The 22,307-nt window shown below is 72.9% G+C and carries 23 protein-coding genes and 1 pseudogene; 11 read left to right on the top strand and 13 right to left on the bottom strand.

Annotation, left to right across the window (positions count from 1 at the left end):
• Positions 1-9: 9 nt before the first annotated feature.
• Entirely contained in the window at positions 10-615 is a 606-nt protein-coding gene (locus AVL59_RS17280; RefSeq protein ID WP_067305097.1) for a TetR/AcrR family transcriptional regulator, read from the bottom strand.
• Positions 616-735: 120 nt separating this feature from the next.
• On the opposite strand from AVL59_RS17280, the gene AVL59_RS17275 reads away from it, so the two are divergent.
• Positions 736-2,265: a cytochrome P450 gene (locus AVL59_RS17275; protein ID WP_067305094.1), complete on the top strand. Its 1,530-nt coding sequence runs from the start codon at positions 736-738 to the stop codon at positions 2,263-2,265.
• Here AVL59_RS17275 and AVL59_RS17270 read toward each other — a convergent pair.
• The 3 genes from AVL59_RS17270 to AVL59_RS17260 form a co-directional block, all read right to left on the bottom strand.
• A complete protein-coding gene (locus AVL59_RS17270) occupies positions 2,227-3,075 on the bottom strand; it encodes a pentapeptide repeat-containing protein (protein WP_067305091.1) in 849 nt (282 codons plus the stop codon). The genes AVL59_RS17275 and AVL59_RS17270 overlap by 39 nt on opposite strands.
• 119 nt (positions 3,076-3,194) lie before the next feature.
• Complete coding sequence (sigJ, locus tag AVL59_RS17265) at positions 3,195-4,088, bottom strand: RNA polymerase sigma factor SigJ (protein ID WP_067305089.1); 894 nt, start codon at positions 4,086-4,088, stop codon at positions 3,195-3,197.
• A 36-nt stretch (positions 4,089-4,124) separates the two neighbouring features.
• Complete coding sequence (locus tag AVL59_RS17260; RefSeq protein WP_067305086.1) at positions 4,125-4,868, bottom strand: PIG-L deacetylase family protein; 744 nt, start codon at positions 4,866-4,868, stop codon at positions 4,125-4,127.
• Positions 4,869-4,950: 82 nt separating this feature from the next.
• Here AVL59_RS17260 and AVL59_RS17255 point away from each other — a divergent pair, with 82 nt between their 5' ends.
• Positions 4,951-5,403 carry a LysR substrate-binding domain-containing protein gene (locus AVL59_RS17255; protein WP_237281531.1) on the top strand — a complete coding sequence of 151 codons (453 nt, stop codon included), beginning with the start codon at positions 4,951-4,953 and terminating at the stop codon, positions 5,401-5,403.
• A gap of 32 nt (positions 5,404-5,435) precedes the next feature.
• Here the strand turns inward: AVL59_RS17255 and AVL59_RS17250 are convergent, their stop codons facing one another.
• From AVL59_RS17250 to AVL59_RS56410, 3 genes and pseudogenes are all read right to left on the bottom strand, one after another.
• Positions 5,436-6,737, bottom strand: coding sequence for an alpha/beta fold hydrolase (locus tag AVL59_RS17250; protein WP_067305081.1), 1,302 nt, complete (start codon positions 6,735-6,737; stop codon positions 5,436-5,438).
• 98 nt (positions 6,738-6,835) lie between these two features.
• Positions 6,836-7,861 (bottom strand): LacI family DNA-binding transcriptional regulator, encoded by a 1,026-nt coding sequence (locus AVL59_RS17245; protein WP_067305079.1) that lies wholly within the window; start codon positions 7,859-7,861, stop codon positions 6,836-6,838.
• Positions 7,862-8,064: 203 nt separating this feature from the next.
• Positions 8,065-8,337: pseudogene (locus AVL59_RS56410) on the bottom strand (BNR-4 repeat-containing protein); the annotation flags it as partial.
• Positions 8,338-8,517: 180 nt separating this feature from the next.
• On the opposite strand from AVL59_RS56410, the gene AVL59_RS17235 reads away from it, so the two are divergent.
• The 4 genes from AVL59_RS17235 to AVL59_RS17220 all read left to right on the top strand — a co-directional run bounded on the left by AVL59_RS17235 (position 8,518) and on the right by AVL59_RS17220 (position 12,686).
• Positions 8,518-9,279 carry a (Fe-S)-binding protein gene (locus AVL59_RS17235; RefSeq protein ID WP_067305074.1) on the top strand — a complete coding sequence of 254 codons (762 nt, stop codon included), beginning with the start codon at positions 8,518-8,520 and terminating at the stop codon, positions 9,277-9,279.
• Positions 9,276-10,778, top strand: coding sequence for a LutB/LldF family L-lactate oxidation iron-sulfur protein (locus AVL59_RS17230; RefSeq protein ID WP_067305072.1), 1,503 nt, complete (start codon positions 9,276-9,278; stop codon positions 10,776-10,778). Before AVL59_RS17235 ends, AVL59_RS17230 begins: the two co-directional genes overlap by 4 nt.
• Positions 10,775-11,416, top strand: coding sequence for a LutC/YkgG family protein (locus tag AVL59_RS17225; protein ID WP_067305069.1), 642 nt, complete (start codon positions 10,775-10,777; stop codon positions 11,414-11,416). The genes AVL59_RS17230 and AVL59_RS17225 overlap by 4 nt, the downstream gene beginning before the upstream one ends.
• 115 nt (positions 11,417-11,531) lie before the next feature.
• Positions 11,532-12,686: a betaine/proline/choline family ABC transporter ATP-binding protein gene (locus AVL59_RS17220; RefSeq protein ID WP_067305067.1), complete on the top strand. Its 1,155-nt coding sequence runs from the start codon at positions 11,532-11,534 to the stop codon at positions 12,684-12,686.
• A 16-nt stretch (positions 12,687-12,702) separates the two neighbouring features.
• On the opposite strand, the gene AVL59_RS17215 is transcribed toward AVL59_RS17220, so the two are convergent.
• The 4 genes from AVL59_RS17215 to AVL59_RS17200 form a co-directional block, all read right to left on the bottom strand.
• The gene (locus tag AVL59_RS17215) at positions 12,703-13,644 is read right to left on the bottom strand and encodes an ABC transporter substrate-binding protein (protein WP_067317387.1); all 942 of its coding nucleotides are present in this window, start codon (positions 13,642-13,644) and stop codon (positions 12,703-12,705) included.
• Positions 13,641-14,312, bottom strand: coding sequence for an ABC transporter permease (locus AVL59_RS17210; RefSeq protein ID WP_067305063.1), 672 nt, complete (start codon positions 14,310-14,312; stop codon positions 13,641-13,643). The genes AVL59_RS17215 and AVL59_RS17210 overlap by 4 nt, the downstream gene beginning before the upstream one ends.
• Complete coding sequence (locus AVL59_RS17205) at positions 14,309-14,989, bottom strand: ABC transporter permease (protein ID WP_067305061.1); 681 nt, start codon at positions 14,987-14,989, stop codon at positions 14,309-14,311. The genes AVL59_RS17210 and AVL59_RS17205 overlap by 4 nt, the downstream gene beginning before the upstream one ends.
• Before the next feature lie 92 nt (positions 14,990-15,081).
• A complete protein-coding gene (locus AVL59_RS17200; protein ID WP_067305058.1) occupies positions 15,082-15,654 on the bottom strand; it encodes a TetR/AcrR family transcriptional regulator in 573 nt (190 codons plus the stop codon).
• 140 nt (positions 15,655-15,794) lie between these two features.
• Between AVL59_RS17200 and AVL59_RS17195 the strand changes: the two genes are divergently transcribed.
• The 4 genes from AVL59_RS17195 (at position 15,795) to AVL59_RS17180 (ending at position 20,188) form a co-directional block, all read left to right on the top strand.
• Positions 15,795-16,652 carry an AAA family ATPase gene (locus AVL59_RS17195; protein ID WP_067305056.1) on the top strand — a complete coding sequence of 286 codons (858 nt, stop codon included), beginning with the start codon at positions 15,795-15,797 and terminating at the stop codon, positions 16,650-16,652.
• Positions 16,649-17,998, top strand: a complete 1,350-nt coding sequence (locus tag AVL59_RS17190; protein WP_067305054.1) for a vWA domain-containing protein — start codon at positions 16,649-16,651, stop codon at positions 17,996-17,998. The genes AVL59_RS17195 and AVL59_RS17190 overlap by 4 nt, the downstream gene beginning before the upstream one ends.
• Before the next feature lie 132 nt (positions 17,999-18,130).
• Complete coding sequence (locus AVL59_RS17185) at positions 18,131-19,105, top strand: pyridoxal-phosphate dependent enzyme (protein WP_067305051.1); 975 nt, start codon at positions 18,131-18,133, stop codon at positions 19,103-19,105.
• A 114-nt stretch (positions 19,106-19,219) separates the two neighbouring features.
• Positions 19,220-20,188 carry an NAD(P)-dependent alcohol dehydrogenase gene (locus tag AVL59_RS17180; RefSeq protein WP_067305048.1) on the top strand — a complete coding sequence of 323 codons (969 nt, stop codon included), beginning with the start codon at positions 19,220-19,222 and terminating at the stop codon, positions 20,186-20,188.
• 85 nt (positions 20,189-20,273) lie between these two features.
• On the opposite strand, the gene AVL59_RS17175 is transcribed toward AVL59_RS17180, so the two are convergent.
• The gene (locus tag AVL59_RS17175) at positions 20,274-20,639 is read right to left on the bottom strand and encodes a cupin domain-containing protein (protein ID WP_067305045.1); all 366 of its coding nucleotides are present in this window, start codon (positions 20,637-20,639) and stop codon (positions 20,274-20,276) included.
• Positions 20,640-20,978: 339 nt separating this feature from the next.
• Complete coding sequence (locus AVL59_RS17170) at positions 20,979-21,653, bottom strand: transmembrane-type terpene cyclase (RefSeq protein WP_237281530.1); 675 nt, start codon at positions 21,651-21,653, stop codon at positions 20,979-20,981.
• A gap of 52 nt (positions 21,654-21,705) precedes the next feature.
• Between AVL59_RS17170 and AVL59_RS17165 the strand changes: the two genes are divergently transcribed.
• Positions 21,706-22,305, top strand: coding sequence for an HD domain-containing protein (locus tag AVL59_RS17165; protein WP_067305043.1), 600 nt, complete (start codon positions 21,706-21,708; stop codon positions 22,303-22,305).
• Positions 22,306-22,307: the final 2 nt, after the last annotated feature.

Genomic DNA, 22,307 nt, shown 5'->3' with positions numbered 1-22,307 from the left:
GACGAGTCCTTAAGCGATGACACCCATCAGGGCACGCGCGCACAGATCGCGCACCTGTTCCCGCGCCAGTTCGCCGTCGCGCAGCCATTCCAGACAGACGGCCGTGGTGAACGCGAGCCAGCCGCGCACGGCCAGGCGCACCTGAGGGGCGCTCCCGAAAGCGGGCCCGAACTCGGGGTCGGCCGCCAGGGCGGCGAGGATCTGCTGCTCCTGGGCGGCGAGGGCCCGCTGGTAGACGCGGCGTACGGCCTGGTCGCCGGCCGCGTCGGCGCGATGGAAGGCACGGAAGCCATGGGCGTGGGCCTGGACATGGCCGAGGTAGGTGTCCAGGCCGATGCTCAGCTGTTCGCGCACCGGCACCCCGGGCACGGCCGCCGTCATGCGCAGCATCCGCTCGCTCTCGCGCTCCACGACCGCGGCGAAGAAGTCCCGCTTGTTCGGGAAGTAGTGGTACAGCAGCCCGCGGGAGACGCCGGCGATCTCGGCGACCTGCTCGATCCACACCTCGTCGTAGGGATTCTCCGAGAACAGGCACGCCCCGACCGAAAGCAACTGCTCACGGCGTTCCTCGGTGCTGAGTCGACGCCGGACGCGTTCCCCCTGATTCGCGGGCATGGCGTCACTTTACTTGACGCCGGTTCAACAAGCGGCCCACACTGACACGCGCTATTGAACTCATGTACAACACATGCGGGCGCGGGTTCGGCCGTCCGCTGGATCAAGGGAGATCGCGTGATGGCGGAGACGGCACAGAGAGGGTTGCCGAAAGGTTTCCGTGGTGCCGAGCAGGGCTGGCCCGAGCTGCACCGCATCCCGCATCCGCCACGCCGGCTGCCCCTGCTGGGCGACGTGCTCGGCGTCGACCGGCGCCGGCCCTTGCAGGACTCCCTGCGCTTCGCCCGCCAGTTGGGCCCCATATTCCGGCGCCGCGCGTTCGGCAACGAGTTCGTGTTCCTGTGGGGCGCCCGGCTCGCCGCCGACATCGCCGACGAGTCCCGGTTCGCCAAGCACGTGGGCCTCGGGGTCGCCAATCTGCGACCGGTCGCCGGGGACGGCCTGTTCACGGCGTACAACCACGAGCCCAACTGGCAGCTGGCCCACGACGTGCTGGCGCCCGGCTTCAGCCGGGAGGCCATGGAGGGCTACCACAGGATGATGCTCGCCGTCGCCGACCGGCTGACCGGTCGCTGGGACCGGGAGCAGGCGGCGGGACGGGCGGTGGACGTGCCCGGGGACATGACCAAGCTGACCCTGGAGACCATCGCCCGCACCGGGTTCGGGCACGACTTCGGCTCCTTCGAGCGGGAACGGCCGCACCCCTTCGTGACGGCGATGGTGGGCACGCTCACCTACGCGCAGCGGCTGAACACGGTGCCCGTGCCGCTGGCCCCGCTGCTGCTGCGCGGCGCCGCCCGGCGCAACGCGGCCGACATCGCCCATCTGGACGGCACGGTCGACGACCTGGTGGCGGCCCGGCGCCGGTCCGGCGGCGGGGACGGGGACCTGCTGGACCGCATGCTGGAGACGGCTCACCCCGAGACCGGGGAGCGGCTGTCGGCCGAGAACGTGCGCAAGCAGGTGATCACGTTCCTGGTGGCGGGCCACGAGACCACCTCGGGCGCGCTCTCCTTCGCCCTGTACTACCTCGCCCGGCACCCGGAGGTCGCCGCCCGGGCCCGCGCCGAGGTGGACCGCGTCTGGGGCGACACCGCCGAGCCCGGCTACGACCAGGTCGCCAGGCTCCGTTACGTCCGCCGGGTCCTTGACGAGTCGCTGCGGCTGTGGCCCACCGCGCCCGCCTTCGCCCGCGAGGCCCGCCAGGACACGGTGCTGGCCGGCGAGCACCCGATGCGCCGCGGTGCGTGGGCGCTGGTGCTGACGCCGATGCTGCACCGCGACCCTGAGGTGTGGGGCGAGGACGCCGAGCGGTTCGACCCGGACCGGTTCGACGCCAAGGCCGTACGGGCGCGTCCCGCGCACACCTTCAAGCCGTTCGGGACCGGCGCGCGGGCCTGCGTAGGCCGCCAGTTCGCGCTGCACGAGGCGACCCTCGTGCTCGGTCTGCTGCTGCGCCGCTACGAACTGCGGCCCGACCCGGACTACCGGCTGCGGATCACCGAACGCCTGACCGTGATGCCGGAGGGGCTGCGGCTGCGCCTGGAGCGGCGTACCGCGCCCTCGTGCGCCGCTGCCCGGTCGGTCACGGTGCCCGACGACGGCTCGGGATCAGGCGCCCGTTGCCCAGTGCACGGGGCGGGTGACTGACCGGGGCAGCCGGGTCCCGGCGCTGCCACGCGCGGCGTTCAGCTGCGGCTGGGTGAGGAAGAAGGCACCGGTGAGGTCGGCGTCGGTCAGATCGGCGTCCCGCAGGTCGGCGCCGATCATGTCCGCCCCGCGCAGGTCGGCGCCGGTGAGGTCGGCGGCGATGAGATAGGCGCCGCGCAGGCTGGCTCCGCGCAGGTCGGCGCCCCTGAGCCGGGCTCCGATGAGGTCGGCGCCCCGGCGGTCCTTCGCCTTGCCCTTCTTGCCCTTGGGGCCGGCGAGACCCGCCCGGGCCAGCTCGCTGGTACGCAGCAGAAGCACATTGACCTCCTGCCGGTGGGCGGCCACGTCGAGGGCGGCCAGCTCCTCGGGGGTCTGCCGGGTGAGCCGCTCGGTGCGCTCCTGGGCCCGGCGCAGATCGGCGTGGACGGGCGCGGCGGCGTCCAGGCCCAGCGCCTCCGTCAGGTACCAGAGCAGTTCGTGCAGCTGGCGCACCACCGGGAACACGTCGAACATCCGGCGGGCGTGCTCCTTCGGCCCGGTACGCCAGTCCTGTCCACCGAAGGTGACCTGCGAGACCTTCTGTCCGGCGCCGAAGCAGTCGTAGACCGTGCAGCCGGTGAAGCCCTTCGTGCGCAGATCGGCGTGGATGCCGCAGCGGTGGTCGCCCCGGAGGTTCGGGCAGGGCTTGCCCGCGGGCTTGTCGAGGGCGAAGTCCGCGGACGCGGCGAAGGGCAGGGCGACGCAGCACAGCCCGAAACACTGGGCGCAGTCGCCGCGCAGGCTGGCGGGGTCGATGATCTGGTCCGGCATGGCCTCAAGCCTACTGACCTGCGAAGCCTTTCGATGCACGGGTGGCTGTGACGCGGTCGGCGAGCGGCGCCGGTGCGCGACCGGGCCGCCTCCGGCGGCGGAGGCGGCCCGGTCGGCCGTCAGTCCCGCAGCGGGGGCAGGCCCAGCCGGGCCAGGCGGTCACGATCGGCGAGGATGTACATGCCGATGATCTTGCCGTCGGCGACCGTGAACGCCGTGACGGACAACGGCTGCCCCTCGGGCACGGTGACCACGCCCACCGAGCCGTTGACCAGCGCGAGCCGCGCGAATCCGGCGAACGAGGAGAACGTCGCGGCCTGTGCGGCCACCGCCCGCGCCCCGCGTACGGCCTTGGAGGCGGCCACGCCCCGGACCAGGGCGCCCGCGTCGGCGCGCAGCTCCACGTCCGGGTGCAGGAGCGCGAGCAGCGCCTCGAAGTCGCCGGCGCGCGAGGCCGCCAGGAAGGCGCCGACCACCTGCCGCTGCCGGCCGAGGTCGGGGTCGGTCGCCGGGGTGGCCCCCTGTACCCGGCGGCGGGCCCGGCTGGCCAGCTGCCGGGTGGCGGCCGGAGTGCGCTCCACGATCGCGGCGAGGTCGTCGAAGGGCACGGCGAACATGTCGTGCAGGACGAACGCCAGCCGCTCGGCGGGCTCCAGCGTGTCCAGGACGACGAGGAGGGCGAGTCCGACCGCGTCGGCCTCCAGCGCCTCGGTCTCCGGGTCCGCCCGGGGCAGCGGACGCACCAGCGGATCCGGGACGTGCGTGTCGTCCATCGGCTCCTCGCGGCGCGCCGCCCGCGAGCGCAGTGTGTCCAGGCAGACTCGGCCGACGACCGTGGTCAGCCAGCCGCCGAGGTTCCTGATCCCGTCCGCGTCGGAGCGTCCGAGCCGCAGCCACGCCTCCTGGACGGCGTCCTCCGCCTCGGCGAGGGAGCCGAGCATCCGGTAGGCCACCGCGCGCAGATGGCCGCGGTGCTCCTCGAAGCGGGCGGCGAGCAGGTCCGTGCCGTTCATGTCGTTCCCGTTCGGTGTGTCCGGCCGTCGGCCGGGTTATCGGCAGAACACTTCGAAGGCCACCGCCGGCCTGCCGCCGAAGCGTTCCGCGGCGGCCTCGGTGTTCGCGGTCAGGAAGTCACGGACGTACGACTCCGGTTCCTGGTCGGTCAACGCCTCGATGTAGGTGCGGTGTTCGAGCAGGGAGCGCACCGCGCGCTCCAGGCAGGGGGTTGCGTCGACCGCGTGGGTGGGGTTGCTCGACCCGGCCACGGCGACCAGGCGCACGCCGTTCCAGGGTTCGAGGCCCTGCTCGGCGAGTTCCGGGAAGATCCACCGGTTGCCCGCGTCCGCGGCCGCGTCCAGGGTGGCGCGGCCCACGGCCACGTGGTCGGGGCTGTTCCAGGCGACGCCGCCCCACGTGTCGCGGTGGTTGAGGGTCAGAACGAGCTCGGGGCGGTACCGGCGGATCGCGGCGGCGATGTCCCGGCGCAGTGCGGGACCGTACTCGATCACTCCGTCCCGGTGGTCCAGGAACTCCACGGTGCTCACGCCGACTACGGCGGCACTCGCCCGCTGCTCGCGCTCGCGCAGCGGTCCGCAGACGGCCGGGGCGAGGGTGTCGATGCCGGCCTCGCCGCGGGTCGCCAGGACATAGGCGACCTCGCGGCCGGCGTCGGTCCACGCGGCTACGGCCGCCGAGCACCCGTACTCGAGGTCGTCGGGGTGGGCGACGACGGCGAGCGCACGCTGCCAGTCGTCGGGTAGGGGCTGGAGAGTGGTGATCCCGGGCGCGGTCATGGGCGCAGACTATGCCGCCCAGCTCCTGCCGCAACTCCTTTTGCCGGCTGACCCGTTGTGTCGCCGCTCGCCCTCTCCGGTGGTGCGGCGGACCGGTCGGCCCGCGGCGACCGCGAGCCCGGTCGTCGAGCAGGAGGACCTGCTCGACGACCGGCCGCGTCTCGCCGTGCCCGAGGCGGCCTGCGCCGCGGACGGCCCGACGGCTTCGCTGCGCGCGCTCGCCGACCATCCCTGGGCCATGACGCCCGTGGGCACGGACGCCAGGCAGTGGGACATGACGCTGTGCCGCAAGGCCGGCTTCGAACCCGGCGTACGGTTCGAGACCACCGGCCTGCTGATCCAGCTCCGGCTGGTCGAGCGGGGCCATGCGGTCGCTCTGCTGCCCGACCCGCTGTGGCAGGGGCGGACCCCGACCGTCGCCCTGCGGGAGCTCCCCCGGGCCCGGCGCACCCGCCGCGTCTTCACGGTCGTGCGTCAGGGACGCAGCCGGCACCCGCCATCAGGGCCGCCCGGGACGCTCTGCGGCACGCGGTGACGGAACCGGCGGCCCGTCCGGGGAGCTGAGCGTCACACGTCGTCGTGGACCAGGGCGAGCAGCCGGTCCAGGACGCGGGGCGCGCCGGTGCGCAGGCCGTCGTGCTCGAACTCGTCGGTCACCCAGGTGCGCAGGCCGCGGATGGCGTGGGCGGTGCGCACGGAATGGGCGCTGTCCACGTACATGTCGTCGTGGTAGATCGCCGCGGCGACCGGGACCTCGTTGACGGCGAGGCGCGCGGGGTCGTAGAGGGGCTGCCAGTCGGTGCGGGCGGCCAGCGACTCGGCCGTCTCCCGCAGGGGGCGCAGGGCCGGGTCGGTGTCGAACATCCAGGGGTGGACCGTCTCGCCCGTGAACAGCACCGGAGCGTCTCCGGCGACGGCCTTGGCCGCGTCGAACTGCGGGAACTCGGCGCGCACACGCTCGGCGGCCCAGGCGGTGGGGCGACGGTCCTGGCCGTAGATCGCCTCGTGGACGAGGGCGTAGAGGGGGTGGCCCGCGTACGACAGCAGGGCCTGGACCTCCTCCTGGAAGGCGTCGGACAGGTCCAGGCCGCCGGAGGTGCGGACGAAGGCGTCCTCCAGGAGGTAGTGCAGGCGGTGGCTGCCGTCGCTCGTGCCGAGCATGAGGCCGAGGGACTGGAAGGCCTCCACGGTGAGGCGGTAGCCGCTCGGCAGGACGACGTCGTGGGTCAGCAGGTGGTCGGCGATACGGCGGGCTCGCTCCACGTCCTGCGGGTAGCGGGCGTAGTGCGCGCCGACCTTGCGTTCGATGCGCGGGTAGGCGGCCCGGTAGACGTCGTCGGCGTGGGCGTCCAGGGAGGGCAGGCCGCCGGTGATGACGGCGCCGTCGAGTCCCTCGGGGGCGAGGGAGAGGTACGACACCGTGCAGAAGCCGCCGAAGCTCTGGCCGAGCACGGTCCAGGGGGCACCGCCCGTCAGCTCGGGGCGGATGGTTTCGCAGTCGCGGACGATCGCGTCGGCGCGGAACCGGGTGAGGTAGTCGGCCTGTTCGGCGGGGGTGCCGCGCAGCGGCAGCGTCTGCCGGGTGGCGGGGGTGGAGCGGCCGGTGCCGCGCTGGTCGAGGAGGAGGACGCGGTAGTCGTCCAGGGCCCGGTCGAGCCAGGCCTGACGCCCGACGAAACGATTCGCCCCGAAGCCGGGGCCGCCCTGCAGGTACACCAGCCAGGGCAGATCCTGCCCCGCCTTGTCACGTGCGACGGCCTCACGGGCGTACAGCTCGATGGTCTCGCCGTCCGGGTCGGCGTGGTCGAGGGGCACGGTGAAGTGGCGGTCGGTGAGGACGACGCCGGGCTGGCGGTAGCTGAGAGTCAACGGGTCTCCCGGGACGGATGGGACGGACGAGTCCCAGTTCAGCACATGGACGCCCGTGGTCCGACCCCTCGGATCATGGATTGTTACTGAACTTGCGGTCAGCGGGTGGCGAGGCTGGAGCGGCGCACCACCAGCTCCGGCTGGAGCACCACGCGCCGGTGCTCATGGGTGCCGGATCCGTCTTCGGCCTCGGTCTCCTCCAGCAGCAGTTCCGCGGCGAGGGCGCCCATGGTGACGGCGGGCTGCCGTACGGAGGTGAGCGGGACGGCAGCGGCGGCGGCGAACTCGATGTCGTCGTAGCCGACCAGGGCGAGGTCGTCGGGGACGGTGACGCCTGCCGCGTACATGGCTTGGAGCACGCCGAGCGCGAGCAGGTCGTTGGCGCAGAAGACGGCCGTGGGGCGGTCGGCGAGGCCGAGCAGGCGGGCTCCCGCGTCCCGTCCCGCGGCCACGTCGAGGCGCTCGGTGGGCAGTTCGCGCAGCGCTTCGGGGCCGAGGCCCGCCTCCGCGAGCGCGTTCAGCGCGCCGGTGCGGCGGTCGCGCACCTGGTTGAGGCCCGGCGGGCCGCTGACATAGGCGAGGGAGCGGTGCCCGGCGTCCACCAGGTGCCGCACGGCGAGGGCCCCGCCCGCCACGTCGTCCACGGAGACCGAGCACTCGCTGGTGCCCTCGGCGACGCGGTCGACCAGGACGAAGGGGATGCCGTGCCGACGGAAGGTCTCGATGTTGCGGCCGGTGGCGTCGGCCGGGGTGAGCAGCACCCCGCGCACCCGCTGCTCGGCGAAGAGCGAGAGGTAATCCGCCTCCTCCGCCGCGTTCTGCGCGCTGTTGCAGACCATCACGCCGAGCCCCGCCTCCCGGGCCGCCCGCTCGGCGCCGCGGGCCACGTCCACGAAGAAGGGGTTGCCCATGTCCAGCACCAGCAGCCCCATGATCCGGCTGCGGCCCGCGCGCAGCTGACGCGCGGACTCGCTGCGGACATAGCCGAGTCGGTCGATCGCGGACAGCACCCGCGCACGGGTCTCGCTCGCCACGGTGTCCGGGCGGTTGATGACGTTCGACACCGTGCCCACCGACACTCCGGCGGCACGGGCGACGTCCTTGATACCCACCGACTGAGCCATCGAGCGGGGACCTCCAGGGGGGACGAGGAGCGGCGGGAAGGACTTCACATTACCGTCACCGCCGCCCGGAACAGACCGGTCGGGCAGGGAGTGCGAAGTCCGCGACATGGAGCGCCGAGGGGGTCGTGCCGCTCGGCTTCTCCTGGTACAGGAACGACAGCACGTGGTCCGCCTTCGACCCGTGTCTCATCGACCACGGCCTCCCCGCACGCGTTCAAGTCGCCGCCGTCGTTCTGTTCGCGCCCGGTGAAGAGGCAGTGCAGCCGGCCGGCCGCGTCGTAGCCGATGCCGTGCAGGTACATGCCGCGGGCGTCGCTGGAGCCGTGCGCGCTGGTGTGGGTGCCGGTGGAGCCGGTCCACTCCCCCAGCGCGGTCCAGGCCGAACCGTCGTACCCGGCGAGGGCGTTGCGGCCGTCGCCGCAGACCGCGACGCCGACGCGATAGCTGAGCTGGAGTCGGCCTTCGGGGGTGGTCATCGCCGCGCTGCGCCGGCTGCTCACGCGCACCCGGCAGCTGATCCGGTACACGCCCCGCGGCACCACCGCGCGATGGCGCGAGGCCGGGCCCGGCTCACCACGCGGCGAGTTGCCCTCTCCCTTCGGCGGTGTCCGCCCATTACCCTGCACTGGTCCGATGACCGACCGCGAGGAGCCGCGATGCGTGTCGCCCTGTTCCTGACCTGTGTCAACGACACGCTCTATCCGGACACCGGCCGAGCGGTGGTGAAACTGCTGACCAGACTGGGTGTCGAGGTCGACTTTCCGATGTCCCAGACGTGCTGCGGGCAGGCGCACTACAACACCGGCTACCGGCACGAGGCGGAGCCGCTCGCCCGGCATTTCTCCGATGTCTTCGGGGAGTACGAGGCGATCGTGACCCCGTCCGGATCCTGCGGGGCGATGGTACGGGAGCTGTATCCGCGGATGGGCGGGCGGGCCCGGTCCGAGGGACGCGGGGACACACTCGCGCGCGTCCTCGCGCCGGTGGCCGACAGGACCTACGAACTGACGGAGTTCCTGGTCGACGTGCTGGGCGTGACGGACGTGGGTGCCTCCTACCCGCACACGGTCACCTACCACCCGACCTGCCACGGCCTGCGCGGGCTCGGGCTCGGCGACCGGCCCCGAAGGCTTCTCGAGGCGGTCAAGGGTCTTGAGCTGGTCGAACTGCCGGGGGCCGAGGAGTGCTGCGGGTTCGGTGGCACCTTCGCGCTGAAGAACTCCGACGTGTCGGCGGCGATGGGCACGGACAAGGTGCGCAACGCCGAGTCGACCGGGGCCGAGGTGCTGTGCGCCGCCGACAACTCCTGTCTGATGCACATCGGCGGGACCATGACCCGGCTCGCGGTGGGCATGCGGCCGGTGCACATCGCGGAGATCCTGGCGAGCACGGAGACGCGAGCGGAGACGGCGGCATGAGCGGCACCTTCATCGGAATGCCTGTGTTTCCCCCACCCACCCACCCGGCGTTTCCAAAGGCCGCGCGCGAAGCCGTCCGCAACCCCACCCTGCGCGGCAATCTCCGGCACGCCACGCACACCATCCGGGCCAAGCGGGCCAAGGCCGTCGCCGAGCTGTCCGACTGGGACCGGCTGCGGGAGGCGGGCCGGCTCATCAAGGATCACACGCTGCGTCATCTGGAGCGCCATCTGCTGCGGTTGGAGGAGTCGGTCACCGCGGCGGGCGGCACGGTCCACTGGGCGGCGGACGCCGACGAGGCCAACCGGATCGTCGCCGGACTCGTGAAGGCCACCGGCGAGTCGGAGGTCGTCAAGGTCAAGTCGATGGCCACACAGGAGATCGGGCTCAACGAGGCGCTGGAGGCGGAGGGCATCCGCGCCTACGAGACCGATCTCGCCGAACTGATCGTGCAGTTGGGCAAGGACCGGCCCTCGCACATCCTCGTCCCCGCCATCCACCGCAACCGCGGCGAGATCCGCGACATCTTCCGCGAGGAAATGGGCCGCTGGGGGCGACCGGCCCCCGAGGGCCTGACCGACACGCCCGCCGAACTGGCCGAGGCCGCCCGGCTCCACCTGCGGGAGAAGTTCCTGCGCGCCAAGGTCGGCATCTCCGGCGCCAATTTCATGGTCGCCGAGACCGGCACCCTGGTCGTCGTCGAGTCCGAGGGCAACGGACGCATGTGCCTGACCCTGCCCGAGACGCTGATCTCCGTCGTCGGCATCGAGAAGGTCGTCCCCACCTGGCGGGACCTGGAGGTCTTCCTCCAGACGCTTCCCCGCTCCTCCACGGCCGAGCGCATGAACCCGTACACGAGCATGTGGACGGGAACCACGGACGAGGACGGCCCGAGCGCCTTCCACCTGGTCCTGCTGGACAACGGCCGCACCGACACCCTCGCCGACCAGGTCGGCCGCCAGGCGCTGCGCTGCATCCGCTGCTCGGCCTGCCTCAATGTGTGTCCCGTCTACGAGCGGGCGGGCGGGCACGCGTACGGCTCCGTCTACCCCGGACCGATCGGCGCCATCCTCAGCCCCCAACTCCGAGGCACCGAGAGCGAGATCGACGCCTCCCTGCCCTACGCCTCGTCACTGTGCGGCGCCTGCTACGAGGTCTGCCCCGTCGCCATCGACATCCCCGAGGTGCTGGTGCATCTGCGGGAACGGGTCGTGGAGGGCGGCGTGACGGTCCGGCAGGGCAACAAGGTGGTGCTGAAGCCGGCCAAGGGACATGCGGCCGAGCGGGCCGCGATGCGGGCGGCGCGCTGGACGTTCTCCCACCCCGGCGCCCTGCGCACGGGCCAGCGGCTGGCCTCCCGCACCCGGCGGCTGCAGCCACGCACCCTGCCCGGACCCGGCAAGGCGTGGAGCGGAACCCGGGATCTGCCGGCCGTACCGGCCGAGCCGTTCCGGGACTGGTGGCAGCGGACCCATGGCGGAAAGGACGGCGCCGAGTGAGCGGCAGGGAACGGATCCTGGGCCGGGTACGGCGCGCGCTCGCCGACGTACCGCCGGACGACACACCCTATGAACAGGTCGTCCGGCGCGACTACCTGCGGGAGCACGGCGACCGTACGGTCGGGCAGACCGTGGAGCTGCTGGCCGAGAACCTCGCGGACTACCGGGCCGTCGTCCACCGCTGCACGGAGGGGGAACTCCCTTCGCTCATCGCCCGGCTGCTCACGGAGCGGGAGGCGGGCTCGGTCCTGGTGCCGCCGGGGCTGGAGACGGGCTGGCTGGCCGGGACCCGGGTCACTCGGGTCGCGGACCGGGCCGAGAGCACTCCGGACGATCTGGATCGGGTCGACAGCGTGGTGACGGCCTGCGCGGTGGCGATCGCCGAGACCGGCACCCTCGTGCTGGACGGCGGGCCCGACCAGGGACGGCGCCGCATCAGCCTCGTGCCCGACCACCACATCTGCGTGGTACGGGTGCCCGAGCAGGTGGTCTCCTCGGTTCCGCAGGCCCTGGAACGCCTCGATCCGGGCCGCCCGCTGACCTGGATCTCGGGCCCGTCGGCCACCAGCGACATCGAACTGGACCGGGTGGAGGGTGTGCACGGTCCGCGGACGCTGGAGGTCGTGCTGGTGGGCTGAGGGCAGCGCCCGGGACGACGCGTGCCGGGCGAGGTCCTCAGCGCCGTCATCCCTTCGGCCGTTCGGAGCCGGGCGGGGCCGGGCGGGGCCGGGCGGGCGCGGATAGCGTGAGGGGATGATCCGGTTCGAGCAGGTCACCAAGCGGTATCCGGACGGTACGACGGCCGTGGACGACCTCTCCTTCGAGGTGTCCGAGGGTGAGCTCGTGACGCTCGTGGGCCCCTCGGGCTGCGGCAAGACGACGACCATGATGATGGTGAACCGGCTCATCGAGCCGACCTCCGGCCGGATCTTCGTCGACGGTGAGGACATCGCGGCCGTCGACCCGGTGCGGCTGCGCCGCCGGATCGGGTACGTCATCCAGCAGGTCGGCCTCTTTCCGCACCGCACCGTCCTGGACAACACCGCGACGGTGCCCGCGCTGCTCGGCTGGAAGCGCGCGAAGGCGCGGGCCCGGGCCACGGATCTGCTGGATCTGGTGGGCCTCGACCCGAAGACGTACGGGCCGCGCTATCCGGAGCAGTTGTCCGGCGGCCAGCGGCAGCGGGTGGGCGTGGCGCGGGCGCTCGCGGCGGATCCCCCGGTGCTGCTGATGGACGAGCCGTTCGGCGCGGTCGACCCGGTGGTGCGCGAGCAGTTGCAGGACGAGTTCCTGCGGATGCAGGCCGCCGTCCGCAAGACGGTCCTGCTGGTCACGCACGACATCGAGGAGGCCGTCCGGCTCGGTGACCGGATCGCCGTGTACGGGCAGGGCCGCATCGAGCAGTTCGACACGCCGGGGGCCGTGCTGGGCGCGCCCGCCACGCCGTACGTCGCCGGGTTCGTGGGGGCCGACCGGGGGCTGAAGCGGCTGTCGGTCACCGAGATCGAGCCGGACGATCTCGAACAGCCGCCGGTGGCCCGGCCGGACGAGCCCGCCGAGCGCGCCGCGCAGCGGTTGCGGACCGGGGGCGCCCGGTGGGCGGTGGTCCTCGACGCACACGACGATCTGCACGGCTGGGTCGGCCTCGACGAGCTGGCCGCGGGCGGCACGGTCGGGGACCTCGCGCACCGGATGACCGCCTGGGTGCCGGTGGGCGCTCCGCTGAAGCAGGCGTTCGGGGTCATGCTCCAGTACGACGCGGGGTGGGTCGCGGTCCTTGACGGCGCGCGCTTCCTGGGCGTGCTGACCCCGGCGAAGCTGCACGAGGCGCTGCGCCGCTCCGTGGACGCGGACGCGCGGGGTGTCCCCCGGGGCCAGGTGCCGTTCGACTCGGTGTCGGACGCCTGAGGCCACCGGCGGGCGGTCACTTCAGCAGGCCCTTGTCCTTCAGATACGTCCGGGCGACGTCGGCGGGGAGCCGGCGCCAACTGTCGACCTGCCGGTTCAGGTCCGCGAGGTCCGCCGTGGTGAGGACGTCGTTGAGCCTGCCCAGGGCCTTCGCCACGCCCGGGCCGCCGGCGCGGGAGCGGTTGACGACCGGGACGACGTAGTCCGCGTTCTGCAGGTGCCTGTCGTCGGCGAGCAGGACCAGGCCGAACTGGTCGAGGGTCGCGTCCGTGGTCGTGGTGAGCACCATCTGGTCCCGGCCGTCCTGCACGGCCCGCTTGGCCTGGGTGGTACCGACGCCCTTCGGGTCGACCCCGGTGATGTCGATGCCGTACACCTTCTTCAGCCCCGGCTCGCAGTACGGCCGTCGCACGCACTCGTCCCCGGCCGCGAGGCGTACCTTCAGCTTGGCGGCACCGAGGTCGCTGAGCGTCTTGAGATGGTGCTGCCGGGCGTAGGCGGCGGTCACCGCGAAGGCGTTCTGGTCCACCGCGCGGCCGGGTGGAAGGACGGTGAGGCCGCGGGGTGCGGCGAGGTCCCGCAGGGACTTCATCGTGGCGTCCAGGTCGGGCGAGCCGACCGGTGTCGCGTCGGCGCCGTGCGTCTTGGCGTTCAGCCAGTCGGCGAGGGTGGCCGCGTACTCGGGTACGACGTCGATCTGGCCGGACTCCAGGGCCGGTTCGTACAGCTCCCGGTTGGCGACGGTGATGAGGGACGTCTGGTAGCCGGCCCGGTTCAGCAGCTGCGCGTACAACTGGGCGAGCAGGTCGCTCTCGGTGAAGCCGGCCGAGCCGATGGTCAGGTGGTGGCTGTCGCCGGGCGGTGCGGTGACCGCGCCGCGGTTCTCCAGGGAGGGGCCGGTGGTGCAGGCGGTCAGGGTGCACAGCGCGGCCACCGGCACGGCGAAACGGCCCCTCATCGGCCGCCCCTGGCCCACACCGGCCCCAGGCGTTCGGCGATCTCGAAGACGCCCTCGACGATCAGCGCGAACACGGCGACGAGGAACGCACCGGCGACCACCTGGGGGGTGCTGGCCAGGTTGAAGCCCGCGGTGATGATCCGGCCCAGGCCCCCGCCGCCCGCGAGCGCGGCGATGGTGGCGGTGGCGACGAGCTGGACGGCGGCGAGTCGCACCCCGGCCAGGACCATCGGGAGCGCCAGGGGCAGCTCCACCCGGAACAGCATCTGCCGCCCGGTCATCCCCATCCCCCGTGCCGCCTGTACGACGCTCCGGTCGACCTCGCGCATGCCGACGTAGGCATTGGTGAGCAGTGGGGGCACGGCGAACAGCACCAGGGCGACGACGGTGGGCCCCTCGCCCCACTTCCCGACCGGGGTCAGGAGCAGCAGGACCAGGACGGCGAAGGTGGGGACGGCGCGGCCGGCGTTGGAGATGTTGACGGCGAGCGCGCCGCCCTTGCCCAGGTGGCCGAGGACCAGTGCGACCGGCAGCGCGATCAGGCAGCTGATGAGCAGGCAGACGACGGTGAGCATCAGGTGCTGGAGCAGCCGGTGCAGGACGCCGTCGTCGCCCGACCAGTGCGCGGGGTCGGTGAGCCAGTCCCAGGCGGCGCCGAGGGTGTTCATGCGCGGGCCGCTCTCGCCCAGGGGGTGATCAGCCACTGCACGCCGAGCAGCAGCAGGTCGGCGGCGACGGCGATCAGCACGCACAGCACGGAGGCGGTGAGCACCTGGGCCTTGAAGTAGGTGTTCATGCCCGCGTAGATCAGGTTCCCGAGGCCACCGAAGCCGACGATCGCGCCGACCGTGACCAGGGAGACCGCCGAGACGGTCGCGATGCGCAGCCCGGCCATCGCGGCGGGCAGGGCCAGGGGCAGTTCGACGGTGAGCAGCAGCCGGATCGGGCCGTAGCCGAGGCCGCGCGCGGCCTGCCGGGTCTCCTGCGGGACCGCGCGCAGTCCGGCGAGGATGTTCCGGACGAGCACGGTGAGCGAGTAGAGCACCAGGCCCGCGACGACCAGGGTGGCCGAGAGGCCGTAGAGGGGCAGGAGCAGGGAGAACATCGCCAGGGACGGGATCGTGTAGAGGATGGTCGTCCCGGCGAGGACCGGGCCGGCCGCCAGGGTCCAGCGGCGGGCCAGAACCGCGAGCGGCAGGGCGATCACCAGGCCGATGAGGACCGCCAGCCCCGTCAGCCGGAGGTGCTGGACGGTCGCGTCGAGCAGGACCTCACGGCGGGTGCTCAGATAGGCGCCGCAGATCCACTCGTTGCGCACGAGGCAGTCGTCCGGGGGCGCGGTCACGCCTCCATTGCACCGGGCGGCCGAGGGCGGCGGCGCGTTGTGGTGACCCGTCCGGGGGTGCGGGTCGGCGGGCGGGGCCCGGCGGGTGCGGGCTACTCCACTCCGGCCGCGTCCAGCAGTGCCGTCACCGTCGTCGTGGCGAGTCCGTCGTCGAGGTGTTCCACGCGGGCGCCGGCGCGGACGCCGGCGCCGTCGAAGATCAGCATGAGCTGGCGGGCGAGCAGCTCGGGGTCGCGGGCGCCGCCCTTCTCGGCCTGGGTGCGGAAGATCTCCCGCAGGCCCTCCTTCACCGCCCGGGCGACCTGGCTGGCCGGGTGCTCGGGGTCCTTCAGCTCGACGAGCACGGCGAGGTAGGGGCAGCCGAGGTAGCCGGGGTCGGCGGCGGCCTTCTCCACCTGCTCGAAGACGTACAGGATCCGCTCGCGCGGGGTCGCGGAGTCCGGGTCGGCGGGCGCGAACTGGGCCTCGTACCGGGGGATCCGTCGCTCCAGGCTCGCGGCCAGCATCTCGTCCTTGCTGTCGAAGAGCTGGTACATCGACCGCTTGGAGACACCCGCCGTCCGGCACAGCGCCTCGATGCCGATGGAGACGCCGTCGCGGTAGAACAGCTGGGCGGCCGCGTCGAGCAGCCGGTCTCGGGTGGACGCCTTGTCGGTGGTGGCCATACCGCGAGGTTACCGCGTCCGGAATGAAAGGAAACCGGTCGGTCTACCCCTGCGGGACGTGACGGAATCCTCGTGACACAGGGGGTGAACAAGCGCTTAGATAGGAGGCGGCTGCCCATCCCCGACCGCCGGAGGCCCCGTTGTTCACATCCGTCGACGACGTCTCCGCCCGTCTCGCCGAGACCGGGTACCTCGCTTCACCCGCCGTCGCCACGACCGTCTTCCTCGCCGCCCGGCTGGGCAAGCCGCTGCTGGTGGAGGGCCCGGCCGGGGTCGGCAAGACCGAACTGGCCAAGGCCGTCGCCCAGGTCGCCGGTGCGCGGCTGGTGCGGCTCCAGTGCTACGAGGGCGTCGACGAGTCCCGGGCGCTGTACGAGTGGAACCACGCCAAGCAGCTGCTGCGCATCAGCGCGGGCCGCGACGAGAGCTGGGACGAGGCGCGCACCGACATCTTCAGCGAGGAGTTCCTGCTCCCCCGCCCGCTGCTGACCGCGATCCGCGGCGACGAGCCGACCGTGCTGCTGATCGACGAGACCGACAAGGCCGACGTGGAGATGGAGGGGCTGCTGCTGGAGGTGCTCAGCGACTTCCAGGTCACGGTCCCCGAGCTGGGCACGATCACCGCGACCCGCCGCCCCTTCGTCGTCCTCACCTCCAACGCGGGCCGCGAGCTGTCCGAGGCACTGCGCCGCCGCTGTCTGTTCCTGCACATCGGGTTCCCCGAGGAGGAGCTGGAGCGACGGATCGTACGGCTGAAGGTGCCGGGGCTCGGTGAGGCGCTGGCCGAGTCGGTGGTGCGGGTGGTCGGGGCGCTGCGCGCGATGGACCTGCGCAAGGTGCCGTCGATCGCCGAGACCATCGACTGGGCGCGCACCCTGCTGGCCCTGGGCGCCGACACACTGGACGAGTCCGTCGTACGGGACACCCTGGGCGTGATCCTCAAGCACCAGGACGACGTCCAGAAAGCGGCGGCCAAGCTCGATCTGGACGCCCTGTGAGCGGTGTCGAGGAGCGGATCACCGGCCTGGTCGGCGCGCTGCGCGCGCACGGCGTGCGGATCGGCACCGGGGAAACCGTCGACGCGGCCCTCGCGGTCGAGGCCCTGGGGCTGGCCGACCGGGAGCTGCTGCGCGAGGGGCTGGCCGCGACCCTGCTGCACGGTCCGGCCCAGCGAGCGGTCTTCGACCCCGTCTTCGACCTGTACTTCCCGCGCGGCGTCGGCGGATCGGACGGCGGCCCCGCGGACCGGGAGGAGCTGCGCGACCGCCTCGCGGACGCGCTGGCCGCCGACGACCGCTCGATGCTGGCGCAGCTGGCGGCCGAGGCCGTGGACGGCCTGGGCGGGTACGGGAGTTCACCCGGGTCGGACGGCTGGTCGGCGTACCAGACCCTCGACCGGCTGCGCCCGCAGACCCTGCTGGCCCGGGTGCGGGCCGACGTGCGGGGCCGGGACGGGGGCGCCGGGTTCGCGGACCGGCTGCTGGACGACGAGATCCGGCGCCGTATCGAGGTGTTCCGGCAGCTGGTCGCCGCGGAGGCACGGCGTCGGGTGGCCGAGCGGCGCGGACGGGACCGGATCGCCCGGCGGGCGGTCGCCCCGACCGCCGACCGGGTGGACTTCCTGTACGCCGGGCGGGACCGGCTCGCCGAGCTGCGCAGAACCGTGTCGCCGCTGGCACGCAAGCTGGCGACCCGGCTCGCCGCACGCCGTCGCCGTGCCGCGCGCGGCACGATCGACCTGCGCCGCACCCTGCGCTCCTCGCTGTCCACGGGCGGGGTGCCGATGCGGCCCGTGCTGCGCAGACGCCGGCCGGCCCGACCCGAACTGGTGCTGCTCTGCGATGTCTCGGGCTCGGTGTCCGGCTTCTCGGACTTCACGATGCTGCTGGTGCAGGCACTGCACGACCAGTTCAGCAAGGTCCGGGTGTTCGCCTTCGTCAACCGCCTCGACGAGGTGACCGGACTGCTCGGCCACGGCCACGCCGACCCGGACGGGCTCGGCGCCCGGATCCGCGAGGAGGCCACGCTCACCGGCTGGCACGGCAGCAGCGACTACGGCGTCGCCCTCGGCGAGTTCGCCGAGCGCTACGGCGACGCGGTCGGCCCGAAGACGACGGTGTTCGTGCTCGGGGACGCCCGCACGAACATGAGCGACCCGAACCTGCCCGCCGTCCGCGACACCGCCCGCCGCGCCCGCCGTGTCCACTGGCTCAACCCCGAACCGCGCGCCCAGTGGGGCACCGGCGATTCGGCGGCGCACGCCTACGCCGAGCTGGTCGAGATGCACGAGTGCCGCAACGCCCGTCAGCTGGGCGAGCTGGTCGGACGGTTGCTGCCCGTGTGACGCCGGACGGCCGGGCGTGATCGACTGGACCTCGCCGGCCGCCATGGGCCCGGCAGCCGCTTGCCCGCGGCCGGACATCCACCCACCGGCCACCGCCAACCGCCGTGTGCCCGGCAGAAGAGGACGTACGACATGAGCCACCCGCCCGTGCAGCTCGGCACCTTCCCGACCCCCGTCGAACCGGCGCCCCGGCTCGCCGCGGCGCTCGGGCTCGGTCCGGACGACCTGTGGGTCAAACGGGACGACCTGACCGGCCTCGGCGGTGGCGGGAACAAGACCCGCAAGCTGGAGTGGCTCGCGGGCGCGGCGCTGGCCGAGGGCGCCGACACTCTCGTGACCACGGGCGGCCCGCAGAGCAACCACGCCCGGCTGACGGCGGCCGCGGCCGGCCGGCTGGGCCTGGACGCCGTGCTCGTGCTGCGCGGCGCGCCGGGGCGGTCCCGTTCCGGGAACCTCGCCCTGGACGGCCTGCTGGGAGCCCGCATCTCCTGGGCGGGCGACGTGGACCAGTCCGGACTCGACGCCGCGGCGGCCGAGGTGTGCGCGCGACTGCGGGCCGGCGGTGCCCGTCCCGCGCTGATCCCGTTCGGCGGGTCCAGCACGCTGGGCGCACAGGGCTATGTGCGCTGTGGCGAGGAGCTGCGCGCACAGGTGCCCGGCCTGCGGACGGCGGTGGTCGCGCTCGGCTCGGGTGGCACCATGGCCGGGCTGGTCGCCGCCCTCGGCACGGAGTCGGTGCTCGGTGTCGACGTGGGCGCGCTGGCCGATCCGGCCCCCGCGGTCGAGGAGTTCGCGGCCCCGCTCACCTCGGAGAAGGTCACGGCGCGGCGGTTGCGGGTGCGCCGGGACCAGGTGGGCAGCGGGTACGCGGCGCTGACCGGACCGGTGGCCGAGGCGCTCCGGCTCGCCGCCCGCACCGAGGGGATCATCCTCGACCCGACCTACACCGGCCGGGCTCTGGCCGGACTGGCCGCCGCCGTCCGGGACGGTGACGTACGGCCGGGCGAGAAGACCGTGTTCGTGCACACCGGCGGGCTGCCCGGCCTGTTCGGGCACGCGGACGCCGTCGCGTACGCCGAGGAGGGTGCCGTCACCCACGACCTCTGAGACACCGGCCCCTTACACGCGCCCCCGCTCGTCCTCCCCCGGGATTACGGCGCTTCCCCGATGCCCGGCCGGCGTCCCTCACCCTAACCTGCGAGTACCGAGCGAGGGGGGATCATGAAGGCAGTCGTCCAGGACCGGTACGGCTCACCGGACGTGCTGGAGCTGAGGGATGTGGAGCAGCCGGTGCCCGCCGACGAGGTGCTGGTGCGGGTGCGGGCGGCCGGGTTGAACGCGTACGACTGGCACCTCATGCGCGGTGACCCGTACGTGGCCCGGCTGGCGCTGGGGCCGCGCGCGCCCCGGGCCCGGATCCGGGGCCGGGACTTCGCGGGCGAGGTGGCGGCGGTCGGCCGCGACGTACGGGATCTCCGGCCGGGCGACGAGGTGTTCGGCGAAGTCGACGGCACGTTCGCGCAGTACGTGTGCGTCCCGGACGCCTGGGTGGAACGCAAGCCCGCCTCCCTGACCTTCGAGCAGGCGGCGGCCCTGCCGCTGGCGGGGAACACCGCCCTGCGCGGACTGCGTGACGTGGCAGAGTTGCGGCCGGGGCAGCATGTCCTGATCAACGGCGCCTCGGGCGGGGTCGGTACGTTCGCCGTGCAGATCGCCAAGGCGCTCGGCGCGGAGGTGACGGGCGTGTGCAGTACGCGCAACACCGAGCTGGTCCGCTCGTTGGGTGCGGACCATGTCGTCGACTACACGCAGGAGGACTTCACGCGCGCCGGGCGGCGGTACGACGTCGTCCTCGACCTCGCGGCCGGCCACGGGATCGCCGGCCTCCGGCGCGTCCTGACTCCCACCGGGACGCTGGTCCTCGGCAGCGGGGGCAGGTCGGGGCAGTTCCTCGGGGCTCCCGTCCTCATCCTCCAGGGGCTCGTGCTCTCCCCGTTCGTCCGTCAGCGGCTGCGTCCGCTCATCGGCCCGGCACCGAGCAAGGCGGTGCTGGCGGAGCTGCGCGAGCTGGCCGACTCCGGGAAGCTGGCCCCGGTGATCGACCGGACATACACGCTGGTCGAGGCGCCCGAGGCCATCCGGTACCTGGAAGAGGAGCACGCTCGCGGAAAGGTGGTCGTCACGGTCTGACACCTATATCCGGCCCCTTTGTGTCCGGCCGGTCATGCGGGTGCCCCGCGGTGACGGGCGCACCGCGGGGCACCTGTGGACCGGCTCACGCCCCCGGAGCCCTCGCGTAGTCCTGCGCCATGCCTCCCGCGAAGTCGAAGACGACGACCTGTTCGTCGCCCACGACCCAGGCGTCGTGTCCCGGCGGGCACACGAAGACGTCGCCGGGGCCGATCTCGGCCTCGCCTCCGTCGTCCATGCGCAGATGCATCCGCCCCTGGAGCACATAGCCGTTGTGGTGGACCATGCAGCTCTTGGTCCCCGCGATCGGCGCCACGGACTCCGACCAGCGCCAGCCCGGCTCGAAGGTGCCCACCGCGAAGTCGAGCCCGGTCAGATGAAGCGCTTCGAGGTGGCCGCGGGGGAAGTCGCGCCGCTCGTCCGGCTTGTCCACCGTCTTCACTTCCAGCATCACGGAGTCCTCCCTTCCGGCCGCTCACCGCGGCCGGGGGCCGGCCTCCGTCCCCCGGCGGCCTCGGACGGCACCGGCGATCCGACGGTGACCGTACCCCACGTCACCATGGTCGGCCCGGCCTCAGGGAGCCGCCATTCGGGGAACTCGTACGCGGCGAGGACGTGCCGAGAGCGGCGAAGACCCTCCCCGAGATGGCATGCCCATGTTCGCTCTGTAAACGCCCCGGACGGTTGCCTCCGCTCTCGGACGGCGCGGGTGGTGCGGCAACCGGTGAGCGGCGCGGCCTCGCGGCAAGGGCAGCTGGAGAGGTGGACCGGGCCGGACCCGGGGTGACCTTCAGCGCTGGAGGGCGCCCTGTGCGGGCACCTGTGCCGGGCGGGTGGTCCGCTCGGCCCGGCGCACGGCGAACACCGCGTACGCGTAGGCGAGATCGAGGAGGAAACAGCCGATGTAGAGGTAGTACATGAGGGCGCTGTCGTAGCGCGGTTCCCCGTCGGGATCGGTGAGCATGGAGAGCGAGGCGCAGACGGTGCCCACGAGTTTGGTCACGGCGATGCCGAGCGACTGGCCGCGCGTGCCCCGGCGGGAGGCCAGCATCGCCAGGAACATGGCGGACATGGTCAGGTTGCTGCCGAACGCCGTGATCGCGCCGACGCCCTCGTCGAACTGCTCGGAGGCGTAGTTCATGCCCGGGTAGGCGAGAGCGAGCAGAACGGCCAGCGAGGGCAGGAACAACCGGTCGGGGAGATAGGGGAATTCGGCCCGCCCGAAGCGTACGACGGTGTAGCCGATGGCGAGGTCGAAGCCGAACCAGACGATGTTGATCACATGGCTGACCCCGGACGGCGGCCGCACGAACGAGAACATGAACTCCCAGCTCATATTGGTGGCGAACGCGACGACGGGCATCCCGAACGTGCGCTCCCGCAGCCCCGTGCGGATGAGCAGCACGTACGCCACGGTCCAGAACAGTCCCGTACCGAGCAGAAACGCCGAGTGCACCGCCTGCATGAACACCCTCCGTAGGACCACGATCACGCCAGCCGGTGATTACTCTGACACGGTGACAGCCGAGAGCACAGAGCCGATCGCGCCGGACGGCACCGCCGATCCGCCACTGCGACCGCTTCCCGAGCGAGCCGCCCTGCTGCTGGACCGGGTTGACGCCCCGCCGCGTCTGGTCGCCCATCTCAGGGCGGTGCACGAGGTGGCGGCGACGCTCGTGGAGTGGGTGCGACTGCGCTGTCCCGGGCTGGAGTTCGACGCGGAGGCGGTGCTCTTCGGCGCCGCGACCCACGACATCGGCAAGGCGGTGCACGTGGCCGAGTTGTCCGGCCCGGGCGCCGAGCACGAGGAGGCCGGGCGGGAACTGCTGCTGCGGCACGGGGTGGAGCCCGGTCTCGCCCGGTTCGCCGCGACGCACTCCTCCTGGACCGTGCCCGGGACCGGCGTCGAGGACCTGCTGGTGAGCCTCGCCGACAAGATCTGGAAGGGCAAGCGCGTCCCGGAGCTGGAGGACCTCGTCGTGGCCCGGCTGGCCGGTGCCGACGGGCGGGAGGCGTGGGAGTGGTTCATGGAACTGGACGAGGCCCTCACGGGGATCGGGGACGGCGCCGATCGCAGGCTGGCCTACCAGATGTCCCACCCCCTCACCCGAAGGTGACC

The sequence above is a fragment of the Streptomyces griseochromogenes genome, from assembly GCF_001542625.1.
GTDB lineage: Bacteria > Actinomycetota > Actinomycetes > Streptomycetales > Streptomycetaceae > Streptomyces > Streptomyces griseochromogenes.
This window is presented reverse-complemented; position numbering and strand designations above follow the sequence as displayed.

Excerpts from the sequence above, each read along its gene's own strand:
- AVL59_RS17200 (WP_067305058.1), bottom strand. The coding sequence starts at position 15,654 with ATGGCCACCACCGACAAGGCGTCCACCCGAGACCGGCTGCTCGACGCG.
- sigJ (WP_067305089.1), bottom strand. The coding sequence starts at position 4,088 with ATGAACGGCACGGACCTGCTCGCCGCCCGCTTCGAGGAGCACCGCGGC.
- AVL59_RS17220 (WP_067305067.1), top strand. The coding sequence starts at position 11,532 with ATGATCCGGTTCGAGCAGGTCACCAAGCGGTATCCGGACGGTACGACG.
- AVL59_RS17230 (WP_067305072.1), top strand. The coding sequence starts at position 9,276 with ATGAGCGGCACCTTCATCGGAATGCCTGTGTTTCCCCCACCCACCCAC.
- AVL59_RS17245 (WP_067305079.1), bottom strand. The coding sequence starts at position 7,861 with ATGGCTCAGTCGGTGGGTATCAAGGACGTCGCCCGTGCCGCCGGAGTG.
- AVL59_RS17270 (WP_067305091.1), bottom strand. The coding sequence starts at position 3,075 with ATGCCGGACCAGATCATCGACCCCGCCAGCCTGCGCGGCGACTGCGCC.
- AVL59_RS17275 (WP_067305094.1), top strand. The coding sequence starts at position 736 with ATGGCGGAGACGGCACAGAGAGGGTTGCCGAAAGGTTTCCGTGGTGCC.
- AVL59_RS17235 (WP_067305074.1), top strand. The coding sequence starts at position 8,518 with ATGCGTGTCGCCCTGTTCCTGACCTGTGTCAACGACACGCTCTATCCG.
- AVL59_RS17180 (WP_067305048.1), top strand. The coding sequence starts at position 19,220 with ATGAAGGCAGTCGTCCAGGACCGGTACGGCTCACCGGACGTGCTGGAG.
- AVL59_RS17215 (WP_067317387.1), bottom strand. The coding sequence starts at position 13,644 with ATGAGGGGCCGTTTCGCCGTGCCGGTGGCCGCGCTGTGCACCCTGACC.
- AVL59_RS17185 (WP_067305051.1), top strand. The coding sequence starts at position 18,131 with ATGAGCCACCCGCCCGTGCAGCTCGGCACCTTCCCGACCCCCGTCGAA.
- AVL59_RS17280 (WP_067305097.1), bottom strand. The coding sequence starts at position 615 with ATGCCCGCGAATCAGGGGGAACGCGTCCGGCGTCGACTCAGCACCGAG.
- AVL59_RS17170 (WP_237281530.1), bottom strand. The coding sequence starts at position 21,653 with ATGCAGGCGGTGCACTCGGCGTTTCTGCTCGGTACGGGACTGTTCTGG.
- AVL59_RS17260 (WP_067305086.1), bottom strand. The coding sequence starts at position 4,868 with ATGACCGCGCCCGGGATCACCACTCTCCAGCCCCTACCCGACGACTGG.
- AVL59_RS17175 (WP_067305045.1), bottom strand. The coding sequence starts at position 20,639 with ATGCTGGAAGTGAAGACGGTGGACAAGCCGGACGAGCGGCGCGACTTC.
- AVL59_RS17210 (WP_067305063.1), bottom strand. The coding sequence starts at position 14,312 with ATGAACACCCTCGGCGCCGCCTGGGACTGGCTCACCGACCCCGCGCAC.